Below are 2,509 nucleotides of genomic sequence, written 5' to 3'. Positions count from 1 at the left end.
GCAATTATCAGCACAGCATGTGCTTGATATTTTAAAAGCTGGATTTTATATAACTGAAGATGAAATTGATACCTTTTTGAAAAAAAGACTGTCTTCAATAAATGCAAAATTAATAACAATACAACCTGAAGTAAATATAACAGAAAAAGAACTAAAAGATTATTATGAAAAAAATAAAGAAAAATTTTCGCAAAAAAAGGGTAAAAAAATAAAGATATTTAAAATAGCTACTGATGAAAAAGATTCTAAGTTAAAAGCCCAAAAATTATTTTCAGATTTAAAGTCTGGAAATATCCCATCAAATGTGAAGCCTATTTTTGATGATGTTTTCTTAAAAGGAAAAAAATACAACTTACCTGAAAAGGTTTTAGAGAAAATAAAAAATTTATCTAACAATACAAAAATTGAATTTATAAAAACAAAAGATGCTTATTATTTAATATATTATGAAGGAGAAAAAGCTATACCTATGCCTTATAAAAAAGCTAAAACCCAAGTTAAAAATTCAGTTTTAGAGGAAAAAAGAGGAAAAATACTGAAAAAAATAAAAGAAAGTATATCAAGAGAAAAATCTTTAAACCTAAAATTACTTAAAGAAAAATATAATGCAAAAATAGAAGAAATAAAAAATGAAAAATACGTGCAGCTCCAATTTAAATACGGTCTGTCTCCCACAGAATTAGATGAACTTGTAAAAATAAAAAATGGTTTTTCAAAACCGTATATACTAAAAGATAAAGTTGTTATTTTTTACATAACTAAAGTTATACCTCCATCTTCTGAAGAATACGAAAAATCAAAAAAACAGCTGAAACCATTACTTGAAGACCAGAAATTCAATGACATAATTTCTATGTTAATAAACAAGTTAAAAATGAGGCAGACATTAAGATTAACAATAGAGTGCTGCAGTAATGAACAAAACCCCTTACTCAGTTGATTTTTTGTGGCATCAAATAGAATTAGGATACAAAGAAATAAGAAAGGAAAGATATAAAAACCTAATAGAACAGTTTTTATTTAGCAATGAATATAGAAAAAGACTTGAAAAGAAAAAAGATTACAAAGGAAGGAATTACGAAGGAGGTATGCTTGAGACAACAGCATCTTTAATATCCCTTTCACTTTGCATTTATGATAATTATCCAGAAATTGATATAGATTTAATTTTAACTGCGTTTATATTATATGGATTTTGTTCTATATTTACAAAAAAAGAATGTTTTGAAAAAATTAAAGATTATCCTGAAGTTGTACCTTTTTTGTTTAAAAAACAAAGGAAAAAGCCCACGCTGGAATTAACTGTTTTTGAACAACTTATAAAGTTAGATTATAAAATATTTGAAAGACTGCAAATAAAGAGAAAAAATTTAAAAATTTAAATGGAGGTATTTTTATCATGGAAGGAAATCTATTTGACAATGGCTCTCACAAAAACATTTTACTTGAAGACTTTGGACATGGAGAAATGGTTCAGGCAAATGTTCATTTAATAGTAGACAATGAAAGAGGTATGATTTTAGACCCGGGAGGACACAAAGTTTACAAACATCTAATTGCAGAAGTTGGGAAAATTATAGGTGTAAGCAACTTAGATTATATTTTCCTATCCCATCAAGACCCTGACATTGTAGCTGCAATTAACGGATGGCTTATGACTACAAAAGCTGTTGCTATAACACCAAAACTCTGGCTTAGATTTATACCGCATTTTGGAGTAGATAAATTTGTTATTGATAGATTAAAAGGCATTGATGATGGTGGCGGAATAATAAAATTAGGAGAAACAGAATTATACATATTACCTGCTCATTTCATGCATTCCCCCGGAAACCTTCATGTTTACGACCCTGTATCTAAAATACTTTATTCTGGAGATTTAGGAGCTTCTTTAGGTCAAGATTACCAATTTGTTGAAGATTTTGATAACCATATCCAGTATATGGAAGGTTTTCATAAAAGATATATTCCTACAAGCAAAATATTAAAAACATGGGTAAAAATGGTAAGAGAACTTGATATTGAAACAATAGCACCACAGCACGGAGCAATATTTAAAGGTAAAGATGTTGTTAATAAGTTTTTAGACTGGCTTGAAAACTTAGAGTGTGGAATAGATATTATGGAAGATGTATATAAAATACCAACCAATAAACTTGAATTATGATAGAGCACTATCCTGTATTAAAAGATGAAGTAGTAAAATTCTTTACATTAATAGAATCAGGGAAAGAATATATATTAGATGCCACCGTTGGAGGCGGTGGCCATTCTTATTTAATATTAAAAAATTTTCCCAATAGAAAAATTATAGGTCTTGATAAAGATGACTATGCATTAAAAAGGGCTGAAGAAAAATTAAAGGAATTTAAAGGTAGATACATATTAATAAAATCAGCATTTAAAGACCTTGATAAGGTATTAGAAAATCTAAATATAGATAAATTAGCAGGTGTTCTTTTTGATTTTGGAGTTTCCCATTTTCAGCTTAAACTTGAAAGGGGCTTTT

The 2,509-nt window shown here is 27.9% G+C and carries 4 protein-coding genes; all 4 read left to right on the top strand.

Features of this window, described 5'->3' with window-relative positions:
• Positions 1 to 940, top strand: a 940-nt coding sequence (locus HG1285_RS04600; RefSeq protein WP_008288602.1) for a peptidylprolyl isomerase, incomplete at its 5' end; no start/stop codon positions are given.
• On the top strand, positions 915 to 1,382 hold the full coding sequence (locus HG1285_RS04605; protein WP_008288601.1) for a hypothetical protein: 468 nt from the start codon (positions 915 to 917) through the stop codon (positions 1,380 to 1,382). The genes HG1285_RS04600 and HG1285_RS04605, both read left to right, overlap by 26 nt.
• Before the next feature lie 17 nt (positions 1,383 to 1,399).
• The gene (locus HG1285_RS04610) at positions 1,400 to 2,167 is read left to right on the top strand and encodes an MBL fold metallo-hydrolase (protein ID WP_008288600.1); all 768 of its coding nucleotides are present in this window, start codon (positions 1,400 to 1,402) and stop codon (positions 2,165 to 2,167) included.
• The coding region (gene mraW / locus HG1285_RS04615; RefSeq protein ID WP_008288599.1) for a 16S rRNA (cytosine(1402)-N(4))-methyltransferase at positions 2,164 to 2,509 on the top strand (346 nt) is incomplete at its 3' end. The genes HG1285_RS04610 and mraW, both read left to right, overlap by 4 nt.

It is taken from the genome of Hydrogenivirga sp. 128-5-R1-1 (assembly GCF_000171895.1).
Note: the sequence above shows the minus strand (reverse complement) of the source record. Positions and strands in the feature narration are given on the sequence as shown.

Excerpts from the sequence above, each read along its gene's own strand:
- HG1285_RS04610 (WP_008288600.1), top strand. The coding sequence starts at position 1,400 with ATGGAAGGAAATCTATTTGACAATGGCTCTCACAAAAACATTTTACTT.
- HG1285_RS04605 (WP_008288601.1), top strand. The coding sequence starts at position 915 with ATGAACAAAACCCCTTACTCAGTTGATTTTTTGTGGCATCAAATAGAA.